The following is a 15,192-nucleotide window of genomic DNA, read 5'->3' on the forward strand; positions in this document are numbered from 1 at the left end:
CAAACCTAACCTTTGCTCTTGAATTTTTCGTCCTTTTGTTTCAAGACAAAAGGACAAGCAGACATATTTATCGCCCTTCTTTTCCTTAATGAAACCTAACGCAGTGGTTCGGCGGAGCCAAAAGAAGCAAAAATCAAGACTTTAACCCCTTTGGCTAAACCTCTTTAATAAAGGCTAAAACCCCCAAAAATCGCCCCATCGCTTTTGCCCACATCTTTGCTCAAACAATGGGTATTTTTTAACGCCTTTACTTACGAGGTTCTTAACGCCATCGGGATTAGAGGTCAGATATACTATATCATAAACACACTCTCCACAGCAAAGATAGTTGAGACTACTAAAAACCTAGCTAGGTTTTCACAAAAACATAACTAGGTTTTAAGCAAAACATAGCTACCTTTTGGGTAAAAGATAGCTATGTTTTTTAATATCCCTAATATAAGTAGTTTCGGAGGACTTGTAAAAAGTCTTATTTCTTCTTCTCAAAACCTGCTGCTTTCATACTGTCTAATATGCGTTTACCAGGGCGGTAGTTTACACCTACCGATTTAATAAGACTTTGGTTAAAATCTTTCTCTGTTGCCGCACCACCACTGCTTAGGGTAGGATAGAGTGTCCCCAACTTTTCCAAACGGACGATTTTACTATCTGCCAAAGCGTTTTGTATCACATTCTCTAAGGCTATAATGACCGCCTTAATATCTGCCTCACTTAAAGCAGAAAACTTCTCGATTTGTTTGGTAAGCTCGTCTATACCTACCTCTCCATCAGTAGTAACACTAGCATACCATTTTTTATCGCCTCCACCAGCAACACCTGGTTGAACTCTTTCAATAACTTTGTACTTGATTGACATATCTTTTACTTTTTATGGTTTAATTTTTCTCTATTAAAAAAATCCCCCACCGTACTAAAACACACAATAGGGGAAAGGGTTAAACTATTTTACTAATAAAGATTCTAGTTTCTGTAAACGAGTCTCCAACTCCTTATTTTTATTTTCTAGGCTTTCTATTCTTGCATCTTTCGCTTTTAGAGCCTTGTCTTGCTCTATACTATGCAGATAAAGTTCTTCTATCTTCTCTACATTGGTAAGTTGTGTTGCCATAAGGTCTATATAACCTTGTTTTTTGATAGCTTCTGCAGACTGATACCCTGGTAAATGCCCGTTAGTTTTTACAAAATTTTCTACTTGGCTAAGGGTTTTAAAGCTATAATCTGCCTTTAGGCTAGAAGTACCTGTATAATACTTTTGGAATACATAGTCTGGGAAGATACTTGCTCCGTTGGTGCCTATAAAAGAAGTTGCTTTTACTTTACCTGCTACTTCTAGTTTTTCGGTTGGAGTAATTGTACCTATACCCACATTACCATTATTTTCTATTCTCATAGCTTCTGAACGTGTATCTGAACCATTCAATGTTGTTAGAAATGTAATATTTGTTCCATGTGCTACATCTGTCCAGTTTTCTGAAGCATTAACAAAAATGACCCCTCTATTATAATTATATTTGCCCCCATCATAAGCTCCTCCTCCCAAGGTTATTAGATGATCGTTTTCCATTACTGCTTCTGGGTTCTCAATTGTTCCTCTCAATTTTCTAGATAGTACCCCTGGCGACAGGATTGTATTAGAAGCCGACTGCAATAGAATTTCGCCCAAAGCATTATCATTTCCAACTAAATGTAACTTCCTTTCGGGTGATTTAGTTCCCACGCCTACATATCCTTTATCATTAATAAAAATATTATTCCCCTCTAATCTTTCGTTTATACCATCTGATAAGTTCTTAATTTTTATAGCAGAGTTAGCTGTATCATTTGTCCAAAGTCCTAAATCTCCAGAAGACACACTTCCTGTAGTTAACTTACCCTCCGCATCTGCCAATACAACTCTATTTCCTGTCCCTTTAAGATCTCCAAAACGAACTGCTCCCGCTCCTGTATATATAGAATAAGGTCTTGTACCCGCCGTAACATCACCTATAAAAAGCCCATAATTATTAGTAACTTTTGTTGCGATTGTAGGAGTAATACTTTGCGTGATATTAAGCCCCTTTATCGTTGTAATATTACCCGTATATTGGTCATTATTAAACAATACATTAGAAGAAACCCCTATAGCATCAGTAATATCTCCAGTAGCGGCTGTTATTGCGTTAACCACTGACTCTAAACCTCTCAAAGTTGTTAAAGTCCCATTTCCTCTGTGAGAAGCATAAGCTCTTACCCCAGTTAAATTAGTCATTGGATTATCAGAATAATTGGAAGCTTGTCCAAACATACCATACTGGTTGGTAGTTGTAGAGAAAGGAAAAGTTACTGACATTCCCAATGAACCTATTAGCTGTGACACGCTCCCCGTACCATTATGGCTAGATAATGCAGTTAATCCCCTCAAATTATTATAGTTTTGAGTATTCTCTGCATCTGTAAATGTATTCATTATATTCCCATTAACTTCACTTGTCTGTGCAGCATCTTTATCTAATACAAAAACAGAGTTTAAACCATTAGAAGGTTTAAGAGGATTATTTATCGTCAACTTAGATACTTTAAATAATTGACTAAAAGCACTGTTCTCAAAAAGAGAATTAGAAACTTTGGTTCTGCCCCCATCTATACTAGCGCTATAATACTGGTAGGCATCATCATTTACATTCTTCAAAATAAATTGATCTTTGGAGAACTCGGCATTTATTTTTGACAAAGGGTAATTCAATACTGCATTCCCCTCTGCGTTATATACCCATGGTTGGTTAGTCTCATTGCCTGAACCTAGCCTTACCCATTTCCCTTCGGAAACTGTTTGGTTTGTAGCACCATTAGGATTAGAAAAATAGTAAAAACCTGGGGTTACATCTACTTGTTTCCCTCCTTTGCTAGCATCTGCTAATGTTTTACCTGTGGCAGTGTTATACACCACTACACCGTCAAACCCAGAAGTTACTATATCATTTTCTACCACATCTAAATTGAATGTAAATTTAGTAAGGTCTGTCTGTGGAAAACCTAACACTTTACCAACAGATGGATCTAATTTATTTTTGAAGCTACTACCATCTAAAAAATAATTAGTATTAAATAAATCTGCCGAAGTCTGCCCATTGGTTAAAACTTGTGCTGTTGCAGTTGTTCCTAATATTAGTAATCCTGCTGTAATATATATTTTTTTCATTGTTTCTATTTTTTATTAATTTCTACCTCCTATTAAATACCACTTTGTCCCATTAGACCAAACCATTTGAGCTGAAGACGCTGTTATACCATTTGTTCTATCTGGATAAGACACCCCCATTGTACCTGTGTAATTTATAAGTCCACCCGTAGAATTTTTGAAATGGATAATACGACCTTTATTTTCTGGCAATGTAGGATCTGGCAACATTATAGCTCCACCATCAGTGGTAAATTCATAGAAATCTACATACCCTTTACCTCCATCTGTCCAATCATAATTTGAACCTGTAGTTTGTCCTAATCTTGCGGTAAATTCTTTAGTTGTAGAAGCCGCTCCTACTTTTACCCATTTGGTAGTGGTTTTATCAAAGTAGTAAAACCCTTTACCATTGTAATTAGAAGTAGTACCTGCTGTGTTAGCAGTTCCAGAACCGATGAATAACAAAGTGCCATCTTCTAACTCTGTACCCATATTTTCAGCTCTCTCGGCACTTACATTTGGGATTAAAATCCCTTCTTTGGTGTTTCCAGTTTTATTAGCATCAGATATTTGAATCTCCAAGGTAGCGTTAGGAGTATCTGTATTGATACCTACCTTACCATCGTACAATCCTTGTTGCCCGTAAGCCACTAAGCCTAAACCTAAAAAGGCGAATACACTCAATTTTGTCGTTTTTGTTGTCATAATATTTAATTTTAGAATTGTTGATATTTATATTATAGATTTTAGATGTTGGATTTTAGACTTAAGGGTTGAGGTGATACTAGGTTCTAATATCTCACCTCTAAGTTCTAACCTAAAAAAACGCCTTCCCCCTCTAAACACACACAAAACGAGAGGAAAGGCTAATACAGAAAGAGCAGAACGCTCCTCCTGAACACTAAAAGCACCTAACAAGAACGACCATGTTATTAGACAAAACAATGGTGCTTTTAGCATGTATTTATGAAAGCTAAATTTAGAATAGGATAAACGCAAAAAGCCCCCAACAAAAGTTGGCGGAACGATATTTTGTTTTAACGATAAAAGTCTAAAGAATTTTCTAGATAATAGAACGCATATACACGAAACTATCTGTGTGTGTGTGTGTGTGTGTGTGTGTGTGTGTTTACACAATTATTTGGAAGTACCAAATTTTTGTGTAAGTTTTTTTCACTTTTTTGTATGTCGCTGATAGTGTATCGCATAAATATGAAGCAAACTTATAACCTTTTGTGGAAGTGTGCAAGTTTTTAGAACATTTTTAAATATTTGGTAACTCAATTATAAGTCTATCGGCTTTAATCTTATAGCCAATCGGCATAAAAAAAATCTTTTAGCAGTTTGCTAAAAGATTTTTTTATCACTTTTATTTATCATCTAAACCAACTGATGTTTTACTAAATATTCTGCAATTTGTACCGCATTGGTAGCCGCTCCTTTTCTTAAGTTATCTGCTACAATCCAGCAGTTAAGTGTGTTAGGTTGAGAGCTATCTCTTCTTAATCTACCCACAAAAACATCATCTTTACCTTCGGAATATCTTGCCATAGGATATAGATTTTGACTCAAATCGTCTTGAAGCGTTACACCACTAGTATTGGCTAGTATTTGTTTTACCTCATCCAAATCAAAATCGTTTTCAAATTCTATGTTTACGCTTTCAGAGTGTCCACCTTGTACAGGTACTCTTACTGCTGTAGCCGTGAGGTTAAAGCTATCGTCCCCCATAATTTTCTTAGGCTCACGCATTAGTTTAAGCTCTTCTTTGGTGTAGCCTTCATCAGAAAACACATCGCAATGTGGTAAAGCATTTTTGAATATTTCATAAGGATAAACCTTCGGAACCGATGCTTCTCCACCTTCTACAGAAGTTCTAATTTCATCATTAAGCTGGTCAACCGCCGCCTTACCTGTCCCTGTAACCGACTGATAGGTAGATACCACCACTCTTTTTATTTTATACTTTTTATGCAACGGATTAAGCACCATTACCAACTGAATTGTAGAACAGTTTGGATTGGCAATAATCTTATCGTCTTTGGTTAAAACCTCAGCATTTATTTCTGGAACTACTAGTTTTTTAGTAGGGTCCATTCGCCACGCTGAAGAGTTATCCACCACAAAAGAGCCTACTTCTGCAAACTTAGGCGCCCACTCCAAAGAAGTGTCACCACCTGCGGAAAATATCGCAATGGCAGGTTGCTTGGCTACGGCATCTTCCATAGACACTATAGGATATTCTGCTCCTTTAAATTTTATCTTTTTTCCAACCGATTTTTCAGAGGCTACGGGTATAAGCTCCGTTACAGGAAAATCTCTTTCTTCCAACACTTTGAGCATCACTTGTCCCACCATACCTGTGGCACCTACTACTGCTATTTTCATATCTAAATTATTCTCTATCTATTTTAGCACCAACGCTCTAAAATACCGTAATTGTTGATTTTTTAGAGCATTGATTTAATTATTTTTTAAATCTAACTTTTAACCAAAAAGTTTATCAAAAGGGAATCTCAACAAGAATAAAACTACCGCTAACAGACCCATAATAACAATACCAAAGTTAAGCGTCTCCGATGTTTTAATTTTCTTATTTACTATCGTCATCAGTACAGCAGCCACCAACATCGTTACAGGGTGTTCCACATAAGAAAATCTTAAAACGGCATCTTTCATAATGCCTCCCATACCTATTTCTTTAAGATAGAATAGAAATTGTGATTTAAAAAACAACATTCCCAAACCTATAAGAAATTGTGTGTGAAACAAAATCATTGTAAACAAGCTAGACTTTCTAAGTAATTTGGATACTTTACCAGAATAGCCAAACATAGCTACCAAAAGCGCCACCACAAATACTGCTGCCGCTAATAAAACCAAATAAGCAAACCCTCTATGAGCGTGCAAAATCATATTTTCCATAATAATCTATTTTTCGGTAGCAAATATAGAAAAAAATCCCAACGAATACCGCTGAGATTTAGTAGAATTGGTGGTTATTCTTCTTATCAAAAATATTTTAGTAACTAAATTCTCCAATGATAGGGTAATGGTCAGACAGTGGTCTGCTTCTATCCGTTTTCAGAGAAACGGGTTTTATTTCTTTAGTTGAAAAGAGATAATCTATCCTTATCGGAAATTTATAATCGTGAAAAGTAGTTCCTAAGCCTTTGCCTACTTCTAAGAAGCTGTCCGTCATATTTTGGCTTAGATAATAATACTCATAAGAATTAGGAACGGCATTAAAATCACCTCCTAAAACCACAGGATAAGGCGATTTTTCTACGGCTAGTCTTATCTGCTCTACTTGAGTTTGGTGAGCTTTAAAAACAGGTAAAAATCGTGCTATTAAACTTTTGGCTTTTTCTTCGGAAACAGTAAGATTCGTGCTTGGTTTTACCATATCTTTATTTAACTCAAAAGGCTTTAAATAAACATTTATAAATCTTATCCGTTTGCCTTTAATTTCGGTGTCTATATAACCCGCATAGCCATTATCTGCATCAATTAGAATTCTCCCAGATTCTATTATAGGTGTTTTAGAGTAGAACTCCAAAATGTCTATTTCTTTTCTGTAAGGCATACTTTCTATCTCTTCTTTAAAATCTCCTTTCTCTTGTATTAGAATAATATCAGGAGAGAAAGATTCTAGATGATAGTCTATATTAGCGATACCAGCTTCTGCGACTTTAATATTAAAACTAACCACCTTGAAATCGGAGGCATTTTTATTTTCTGTGGAATAGTTAACCCATCTTCTGATAGGTGTTAAAAGCAATGCTAAAGCCAATAAGAAAAATAAGCCTCTCTTTTTCCAACTCAAAATCCAAAACAAACATAACAGACAATAGCCTAAAACTAAAATAGGGAAGGCTAAAGACAAAAAATTAAGTTCTGCAAATATTCTTGGCGGAATGTAGGCATTCATCATACACAAATAGAGCGATGCCAAAAGCCCTAAATGTATAATAAATACAATTATTCTAAGAATTTTCATCATTTATCGGGGCTATTACTGTATTCTGAAACGGTTTCTACTCCACATTTTTATAAGAATATATCCTACTAATGCTCCGCCTAAATGTGCAAAATGTGCCACATTATCTCCTGTCATCTGGGTAAACCCTAAATAAATAGACCCTGCTATAATGATTGGAAATAGTATTTTAGCCTTTATTGGGAATGGTATAAACAAAATCATAATCCCTGCATTAGGGTAAGCCACTGCGAAAGCCGCTAACACACCAAATATCGCTCCAGAAGCACCTACCATTGGCGTTATTAAAAATTGTTGTAATTGTGATACCTCATCACTTCTTCCGAAAATAGCTCCTATGTTCAAAGAAGGATTGTTAAGATTAGCTCCTCTAAACACCGAGGCTAAATCTACACCTTGCTGATGCAGACTGCTCGTAAGCTGATAGAAGTGATAATAGTTCCAAACATTAAATAGAATAAACGCTCCCAACCCACTAAAAAAGTAAAGTATAAGGTATTTCTTCTCGCCCAAAGCCCTTTCTAAAACAGAACCGAAACTCCACAAACCTATCATATTAAACAAAAGATGCGTAAACCCTCCGTGCATAAACATATGCGTAATGATTTGCCAAGACCTAAAGTTAGGCGACAAAGGGAAATAGGCAGGTAAGAAATTCTCTATTCCTGCTGGTAAAAAGTAACCTAGTATAAATACAACCACATTGATGATGATAAGATTTCTAGTGATTGGTGGTATATTCTGAAACATCATTTTTTAGTTTTATCAATTTTTAATTTTATTCTTCAAGTCTTCCAATGGCAGGGCAATGTAACATTTTTTTCCTGACGGTGTGTATTCAGGGAACCCTAAATCCGAGAAGTCTTTAATCATCTGTTCTACTTCGGTTTTATAGAAGAAATCAAAGCGAGACTTAGCGTTAATCTTCGTCCATTGATTTTCATAGTAAGCCATAAATTCTTCCTCGGTTTTATAGTCTAACACTTCAAATAGTTTCTCCAAAAACTCATTGACTTGCTTCTCCTTCAATCCGTTAGGTACTGCGTTTATTCTTAAAACATTGTCGTCTCCAAGTTCCATTTCAAAGCCTAATTGAGGTAAATATTTCTTTATGGAACGGTATTTATTTTTCTCCATTTCGTTGAGCAAATACTCTATAGAAAAAAGTAATTTTTGACCTACACCTGTTTCTTTTTTCTGTTTTCTTCGCTCGCTAACAACCACAGAGTGCATTCTTCCCAAATCTAGCATAAGCGTATCTTCTCCTCGGTTATAAAGCCAATAGCCATTAGGTAATCTCATTAAATCCTCATCAAAGTCTTCATCTTCAAATAAATTGATTTTAGAAGGTTCTGCTGTGGTAATATTTTGGCTATAAAGCTCTGTAAGAGCGATGCTTTCAGATGGTTTTACACGCTCTTGCTGAAACGGATTATAATCTCTATCTACCTGTATAGACGGTGCTTTGTAGCTACTATTACTAATGGACGGCGTGGCTTTAGGATAATGACTTTGCAAACCTAAAAGCTGACTTTGGCTTTCATCTTTATCAAAATCTAAACTAGGTGCTACATTGTAAACACCCAAAGATTTCTTTATCGTGGAGCGAATAAGAGCGAAAATAAGAGCTTCGTCCTCAAATTTAATTTCGGTTTTTTGTGGATGTATGTTTACATCTATTTTCTCTGGGTCTATTTCTAGATATAAGAAAAACGACGGATTGTAGCCCTGCTGAAGCAGCCCATCAAACGCCTCCTGAACTGCCTTGTTGAGATAAGCACTTCTAAAAAATCGACCATTAACAAAGAAAAATTGCTCTCCTCTCGATTTCTTAGCTCCTTCTGGTTTTGCAACATAACCATTAAGTTTCACCCAATCTAAATCTTCTTTTATAGGAATAAGTAAAGGCTGAAGTTTCCTACCGAATATATCTACAATTCTTTGTAGAAGACTTGCTTTTCTGAGTTTGAAAATTTCCTCATCATTATGATAAAGCGAAAATTCTATATCCTCATGAGCCAATGCCACTCTGTGGAACTCATCTATGATGTGTCTAAACTCTATATTGTTAGACTTTAAAAATTTACGCCTAGCAGGCACATTGTAAAATAAGTTTTTAACCGCAAAGTTAGACCCTTCCGAAGTTTGTACAGCCTCCTGAAATTGCAACTCTCCACCCTCTATATAGATATTAGTACCTACAATATCTTCCTCTTTTTTAGTTTTCAGCTCTACCTGTGCCACCGCTGCAATAGAGGCTAAGGCTTCGCCTCTAAAACCCTTAGTAGCAATCTTAAAAATATCTTCGGTAGCGTAGATTTTAGAAGTGGCGTGGCGTTCAAAAGCCATTCTTGCGTCAGTTTCGGACATTCCCACACCATTATCTACTACTTGTATCAAGTTTTTGCCAGCTTCTCTTATGATGAGTTCTACTTTAGTTGCCTTAGCATCTATAGCATTCTCTATCAGCTCCTTTACTACAGAAGCTGGTCTTTGCACCACCTCACCCGCTGCAATTTGGTTGGCTACATAATCTGGTAAAAGTCTAATAATATCTGCCATAAACTCGCTTTATCCGCCCCAAAAATAGGCATAAGATTTTTAGCAAAAAAACGCATTTATTTTGATTTTTATTATTTAATAACAGTATTAAATTTTTACTATTAAATTATCAAAATGAATTAACCAAAACTTTAAAAGTAAAAAACCTTTTATAAATATGGAGTTATTACCATATTTTGCCTCTAAAAAAGTCTCTAATAAAATTACTAACTTTGTAAAAAATTATAGAGATAGTAGATTTTTTTGCTATTACGCTTTTCAAAACTCAAAAACAAACAGGACTGTACAATCCTCGTATACTGAACATTTATTTTAAACCTAAAAGAAATAGAATTTATTTTGAGTTTGATGAAAGCTTTCTCCTAATGAGATAGGAAGATACTACTCAAAGTTGTAACAAATAAAAATAATTATTGTGAGGAGATTTACCATCATTGTATCTATTTTGTTAAGTCATTGGTCTATTGCCCAAGTGGCGATAGACAAAAGCACTTTACGAAGTAAAAGCTCCATTTTAGAGTTCAACGATATGCAAGAAAACAATGGTTCTGCTAGAGGCATTATACTTCCAATGTTGTCAGACAATTCTTTGGCAGAACAGGGTGCTTTATGGTTTGATTTACAAAACCAAAAAGTAATGTATAAATCTGCCACAGAGAATATAGCTCTTACAACTTCTATCCCTAACACAACAGTTGTTTCTTCCTATACAGGAGCAGAAAATAGTGGAACCACAGGAGTCATCATCACTCGTACTCCAGAACAACCCTATTCTTCAGACGTTGCGGTTTTGAAATTAGATAGTAAAAGTACCGCTTTTTGGCAAGTCCCGAAGCAGGCACAATTGCCTACGACGGAAAAAGTAAATCTTTGGCTATCTTCAATGGTGAGCATTGGTACTTTTGGAATTAAATATAAAACTATAATCTAAATAATATGTACAAAAAACTATTATTATTAACCTGTTTTTACGCCTCTCTAGTTATGGGGCAGCAACAAGAACTCTACGATCCTTACACTCCAGAAAGCTTCTCTGTTGGTAAGGACGACCCTGCTTGGCTACAACTCATCGTGGATAACCCAAGTGGCGTAAACTTCTTTGAGATGGAGAAAAAGTTTGGCGAGTGGTTAGAGAGTGACCCCGATGCTAGAAGAAAAACTCCAGAGAAAAAGCCTGCTGTAAACTTTTATAGAAGATGGCAAAAAGCATATAGACCTTTTGTAAATGGTAACGGTGAAATTATACTCCCAACCAAAAAGGATTATTTCGCAAGATTAGACCGACAAAACCAAAGAAGTAATCAGCTACATGTTAAAAACCAACGAGGTGGTTTAACCACTCTAGGAACAACTCCCACAAATACAAAAAAGTGGCGTAGCGTAGGACCATTTACTACTGCTAGAAATACACCAAATCCTGATACGGAAGGAAGGTATTATGTGGAATCTTATGATTCTCATGCTAATGTGTTTAGAATAGATGTTTCTAAAAGCAATCCTAACGTTCTCTATTCTGGAGCAGAAACTGGAGCAGTATTTAAAACAATAGATAAAGGGCTAAATTGGACAGCCTGTGCCTCTTATTATAACTTTGGTGATAATATAACAGCCATCAGAATAGATCCTAACAATGCAGATATTGTATGGGTAGGTTCTACTTCAGGACTATTTGTAAGTAAAGATGGAGGAAATTCTTTTGAAAGAATTAGTAATATTACAACTACTGTAAATAGTATAAGAGTGAGTGATGATAGTAGAACAGTAACCGTAGCCACAGGAGAACAACATAAATTTGGTGGCAGTAATATAAACAGACAAAAAGATGGTTTTTACATATCGGAAAATGGAGGCTCTACTTTCCGTAAAGTAATAAACGGTATTTTCTATGACCATGAGTTAAAACCCAAAGACTCTAAAGTAGTCTATCTACTCGGAAGGAAAGATTTCAATTGGTATTCTACACTCCATATATCCTACGATGGTGGAAAAACCTTTAATAAAGAAGTTACCATAATACCCTCGGCTAAGATAGGCCGTTTGGCAGTAAGCGATGCCCCAAATGGAGAAAGCTATCTCTATGCACTTATTAATATAGAAAAACAAAACTATTCTTATGGTCAGCCTCATATTTTACAAAGTAAAGATAGTGGACTCAATTGGACGGATAAAACAACCATAACAGATGAAAGATACGACTATAAAAACACTTTTTGCCCATCGATAGACGGAAAACAAGGGGGGCAAGGTTACTATGATATGATGATAGGTGTTTCAGGAAACAATCCCGAACATGTCATATATGGTATTTGTAGTGCTTATCGTTCTCTAGACGGAGGAGCAGGGGGATACAAGGACATTACCATAGGAGGTTACTGTAATGGTAATTTTTCTATACACCCAGATATGCAGGACATTGCTATTGCGGGAGATGAAGTTTGGATAGCCAACGATGGAGGTATTAAATATTCCAGCAACTTCTTTAAAAAAGATGATAATGGTAAAATCACAGGAGAAAATCGTGTTAAAGGTATCTATGCTAGTGATTATTATGGATTTGGACAAGGCTGGAACGAAGATGTAATGGTTGGTGGAAGATGGCATAATGGCGATGCTGTGATGATGAAAAGTTATGGTGAAGGTAAAGCTGTTTATGTAGGAGGAGTAGAGCAGGCGACAGGTTATGTGATGGTAAGTAACCCTAAAAAAGTTTATTTTTCTGATGCGGGTATGTTTACTATGCCAAGCAATATTGATGGTAAAGTAGTTTCACATTGGTCAGTATTTAATCAAAAAGCTCCTTATGAAATATTAAGATCTAACGGATTCTTTGGTACAGATCCTCGCTACGCACAAAGAATTTTATATCACCCTAAACGAGATGTATGGAATGCTTCCATGCAAATTTGGGAAACACCAGACGAAGGACAAACATTTAACTTAATATTTGATGCTAACGATAATATTTCCAATGTAGAGTTTGCACGCTCTAACCCAAATGTCATCTACGCTTGTGGACAGTATCACATACACAAATCTGTAGATAATGGGAAAAATTGGGAAACAATCAATATGCCAGACCTCAATGGTTTTTTCCCAAATATCTCTGTAGATCCTAAAAATGAAAATAAAATATGGCTAGTAAAAGCCTACAATCCTGGTCTTGTTTTTACCAGCTCCGATGGTGGAAAAACTTGGAAAAATGCCTTAGAAAACGATGCAGAAATGAAAAATATAGCCTTCCGTTGGGTAGTATTAGCAGGCGATGAATATAATGGCGTTTATTTAGGCACAGATGTAGGTTCAGCCGTTTATTACAAAGACGACACTATGGATAAATGGATTAACTATTCCGATGGGCTTCCACCAGCAGCAAGGCTTACTCGTTTAGTACCATTCTTTAAGGAAGGAAAACTAAGAGCTGCAACCTCCCAAGGTATATGGGAAATACCTTTATATAGAGAAAATTTTGTACCTGTGGCTCAACCATTAGCTACCAATATCAGCCAAGCTCAATTATCTGATGCCAATATGACAGTAGAGTTTGAATCTTACTCTATCGTTAATCAAAACAATGTTCAGTGGGAATGGTCATTTAATCCTCAACCTCATTATGTGAGTGATAAAAATGCCAGAAACCCTAAAGTGGTTTTCAAATACAACGGCGAGTACGATGTTACCCTAAAAGTAACCACTCCTGAAGGTACACACAGTAAAACCATCGAAAAAATGATTGTAGTGAACAATGGGGTTCTTGGTACTAACGAAACGCAAGAGGTTAGTAACCCTAAGAAAATTACGGTATATCCTACCTTATTGAACCAAGGCGACGAGCTTCGCGTTAAATTAGGCGAACCGAGAGAGAAAGCTCAATTCCAAATCTATAACACTAATGGTGCTTTGGTTAAAACGGTAGAAATAGATACCAACGCTTCTAAGGAAATCACCATTCCAACACAAGGATTACCAAAAGGAGGCTATCTCTTCCAATATTCTACTTACAGCTATGTACAGCGTGGGAAATTTATTATAAAATAATTTCCACATTAAGTAGACGTTTAATTACTAAAATCGCCCTCTATTAGACATATAGAGGGCTATTTAATTATAAACTTAATTTTAGTTTATTTATAATAACTTATTTCCAACTTCTGTTGTCTTTAATATCAGATCTTTTTACTCCTTTATTGATATTATAAGCAAAACCAACACCTAGAGTTTGTCTCATCTGAGTTTTTCTGATTTGATTGTGGTCGTACAATAAATCAAGTGTAATTACTGAAGAAACATACTTGTTAATCTTCATATTAAGTACTCCGTTGTACCCTAACACCAATCTTTCAGGGTGATTAAGGTAATCAGAAAATACAGAAGCTGTATTGATAAGAGACATATTTTCCATTAGTTGTATTTTGTAAACGGCTGTTCCCAAGAAACCAAATTGGAATAGAGAAGAATCTCCATTATGTCTTAAACCAAAATTACCTGCTCTTTGTAAATCTTTATCCAATACCAAAGTCCATCTTGCATTAGCAGGTCTTAATGTTGCTGTAAAGTTTTCATTAGGTCTATAAGTAAAACCTGCACCAGCCATTATATAGCCGGGAGCCATAAAATTAGATATTTTTTTAGCAGAAGGGTCATTACCATTCTCATATCCAGGAGCAAACTGAGTTTGTAAGCTAGCTCCAGCAGATGCATACCAATTTTGAGAAATCTTTCTACCATAGTTAGAAGAAAGGTTAATAACGTCTTGAGTTTTTCTAGTACCTACACCTTTAGTATTATTTTGTCCATAACCTAATACCACTATGTTCTCCCAAAGGTCTTTACCTTTCTCATAAGTCATATTGTAGTTAGTACCCGCTAGCCAACCCACATTATTAGCTCCACCACCTACCCAGTTAGAGAAAGCCGCTTGGTTAAGCATAAGTGTGTTTTGCCCTACTATAGACCAATGTTTGGTACTATCTGATACCGTTTCTTGTGCTGATGCTACCGTACCCACAACAGCCAACGCCATAAAAAGTGTCTTTTTCATTCTATATTATTTTTGAGGGGGCAAAAGTACAAAAACCTTTTTTAAAATATACAATTCTATTTTATTTTCAATCACTTAGCTAATATATTTTTAAAATTTTATTATACTAATCACACTTATATGACCTGTAAAAATTCATATTTTAATTTTACTCACAATTACAAATAGATTATATCTAATATTATCAATATTGATAATCAATCATATAAATAATTCATACAACTGTAAATATCACAATTACAAATAAACTCGTTGTGCATTTTAAATAATACTGATTTTTAGATGATTTAATTTTCTTTGGAAGATAAATTTATTGATATATTGAATAACCGTTGCGGCGGTTATTTTACTGATTATCCTTGTTTTAAAGCCTTCAAAAGTTTTAGCATAGTTTCTTTTAATCATAAATTGGTCGCAAAGTTGAGAGAAAAA

11 protein-coding genes and 1 pseudogene are annotated in these 15,192 nt (G+C 35.5%); 2 read left to right on the forward strand and 10 right to left on the reverse strand.

Features of this window, described 5'->3' with window-relative positions; genetic code table 11:
- Positions 1-469 precede the first annotated feature (469 nt).
- The 8 genes from GXW81_RS03025 to mutL form a co-directional block, all read right to left on the reverse strand.
- Positions 470-856 carry an HU family DNA-binding protein gene (locus GXW81_RS03025; protein WP_161531136.1) on the reverse strand — a complete coding sequence of 129 codons (387 nt, stop codon included), beginning with the start codon at positions 854-856 and terminating at the stop codon, positions 470-472.
- Between the two features lie 84 nt (positions 857-940).
- The gene (locus tag GXW81_RS03030; RefSeq protein ID WP_161531137.1) at positions 941-3,178 is read right to left on the reverse strand and encodes a hypothetical protein; all 2,238 of its coding nucleotides are present in this window, start codon (positions 3,176-3,178) and stop codon (positions 941-943) included.
- Positions 3,179-3,193: 15 nt separating this feature from the next.
- Complete coding sequence (locus tag GXW81_RS03035) at positions 3,194-3,865, reverse strand: hypothetical protein (RefSeq protein ID WP_161531138.1); 672 nt, start codon at positions 3,863-3,865, stop codon at positions 3,194-3,196.
- Between the two features lie 675 nt (positions 3,866-4,540).
- Positions 4,541-5,548 (reverse strand): aspartate-semialdehyde dehydrogenase, encoded by a 1,008-nt coding sequence (asd, locus tag GXW81_RS03040; RefSeq protein WP_161531139.1) that lies wholly within the window; start codon positions 5,546-5,548, stop codon positions 4,541-4,543.
- Between the two features lie 99 nt (positions 5,549-5,647).
- Positions 5,648-6,085 (reverse strand): hypothetical protein, encoded by a 438-nt coding sequence (locus tag GXW81_RS03045; protein ID WP_154468950.1) that lies wholly within the window; start codon positions 6,083-6,085, stop codon positions 5,648-5,650.
- Positions 6,086-6,182: 97 nt separating this feature from the next.
- Complete coding sequence (locus GXW81_RS03050) at positions 6,183-7,163, reverse strand: endonuclease/exonuclease/phosphatase family protein (RefSeq protein WP_161531140.1); 981 nt, start codon at positions 7,161-7,163, stop codon at positions 6,183-6,185.
- A 12-nt stretch (positions 7,164-7,175) separates the two neighbouring features.
- Complete coding sequence (locus GXW81_RS03055; protein ID WP_161531145.1) at positions 7,176-7,910, reverse strand: rhomboid family intramembrane serine protease; 735 nt, start codon at positions 7,908-7,910, stop codon at positions 7,176-7,178.
- 15 nt (positions 7,911-7,925) lie between these two features.
- Positions 7,926-9,722 (reverse strand): DNA mismatch repair endonuclease MutL, encoded by a 1,797-nt coding sequence (gene mutL / locus GXW81_RS03060; RefSeq protein WP_161531141.1) that lies wholly within the window; start codon positions 9,720-9,722, stop codon positions 7,926-7,928.
- 415 nt (positions 9,723-10,137) lie between these two features.
- Between mutL and GXW81_RS03065 the strand changes: the two genes are divergently transcribed.
- Both GXW81_RS03065 and GXW81_RS03070 read left to right on the forward strand, forming a co-directional pair.
- Positions 10,138-10,653, forward strand: coding sequence for a hypothetical protein (locus GXW81_RS03065; RefSeq protein ID WP_260393532.1), 516 nt, complete (start codon positions 10,138-10,140; stop codon positions 10,651-10,653).
- Between the two features lie 5 nt (positions 10,654-10,658).
- Positions 10,659-13,757 (forward strand): hypothetical protein, encoded by a 3,099-nt coding sequence (locus GXW81_RS03070; protein WP_161531142.1) that lies wholly within the window; start codon positions 10,659-10,661, stop codon positions 13,755-13,757.
- A gap of 100 nt (positions 13,758-13,857) precedes the next feature.
- Here GXW81_RS03070 and GXW81_RS03075 read toward each other — a convergent pair whose 3' ends face one another.
- Both GXW81_RS03075 and GXW81_RS03080 read right to left on the reverse strand, forming a co-directional pair.
- The gene (locus tag GXW81_RS03075) at positions 13,858-14,760 is read right to left on the reverse strand and encodes a DUF3078 domain-containing protein (protein WP_161531143.1); all 903 of its coding nucleotides are present in this window, start codon (positions 14,758-14,760) and stop codon (positions 13,858-13,860) included.
- 261 nt (positions 14,761-15,021) lie between these two features.
- Positions 15,022-15,192, reverse strand: a pseudogene (locus GXW81_RS03080) (IS982 family transposase); the annotation flags it as partial.

The sequence above is a fragment of the Riemerella anatipestifer genome, assembly GCF_009932355.1.
GTDB lineage: Bacteria > Bacteroidota > Bacteroidia > Flavobacteriales > Weeksellaceae > Riemerella > Riemerella anatipestifer_E.